At 45.2% G+C, this 660-nt stretch carries 3 tRNA genes and 1 rRNA gene; all 4 read right to left on the bottom strand.

What is annotated here, in order from left to right:
- Nucleotides 1-47: 47 nt before the first annotated feature.
- Nucleotides 48-123 (bottom strand) — tRNA-Thr (locus M3175_RS24040).
- A gap of 87 nt (nucleotides 124-210) precedes the next feature.
- A tRNA-Val gene (locus tag M3175_RS24035) sits at nucleotides 211-283 on the bottom strand.
- A gap of 35 nt (nucleotides 284-318) precedes the next feature.
- Nucleotides 319-393: transfer RNA gene (locus tag M3175_RS24030), tRNA-Glu, on the bottom strand.
- A gap of 8 nt (nucleotides 394-401) precedes the next feature.
- Nucleotides 402-517 (bottom strand): 5S ribosomal RNA (rrf, locus tag M3175_RS24025).
- Nucleotides 518-660 lie beyond the last annotated feature (143 nt).

Genomic DNA, 660 nt, shown 5'->3' with positions numbered 1-660 from the left:
GATTAAAAGTCAGATGCTCTACCGACTGAGCTAATGGCTCGTACAAATGGTGCCGGTGAGAGGACTTGAACCCCCAACCTACTGATTACAAGTCAGTTGCTCTACCAATTGAGCTACGCCGGCAAAATAGAATAAATTTTAATGGATAGTTGTTTTGACTTCGTGAGTTTAAATGGAAAACTATTTTTCACTTCGTGAAAAAAGTTTTGATGGAGGATGACGGGATCGAACCGCCGACCCCCTGCTTGTAAGGCAGGTGCTCTCCCAGCTGAGCTAATCCTCCGAAATGGAATGTTATTTTCACTTCGTGAAAAAACTTGGTGACCCCTACGGGATTCGAACCCGTGTTACCGCCGTGAAAGGGCGGTGTCTTAACCGCTTGACCAAGGGGCCATAATAAAACCTAGCGACGTCCTACTCTCACAGAGGGAAACCCTCAACTACCATCGGCGCTGAAAAGCTTAACTTCCGTGTTCGGTATGGGAACGGGTGTGACCTTTTCGCTATCGCCACTAGATTATATGATTGAAGAAAATCATTCCTTCAAAACTAGATAATGAATGAAGAAGAAGAAATACGTTTCATCGTAATTTGGTTAAGTCCTCGATCGATTAGTATCAGTCAGCTCCACACGTCACCGCGCTTCCACCTCTGACCTAT

Origin of the sequence: Robertmurraya korlensis, from assembly GCF_023715225.1 — a bacterium.
Lineage (GTDB): Bacteria > Bacillota > Bacilli > Bacillales > Cytobacillaceae > Robertmurraya_A.
Note: the sequence above shows the minus strand (reverse complement) of the source record. Positions and strands in the feature narration are given on the sequence as shown.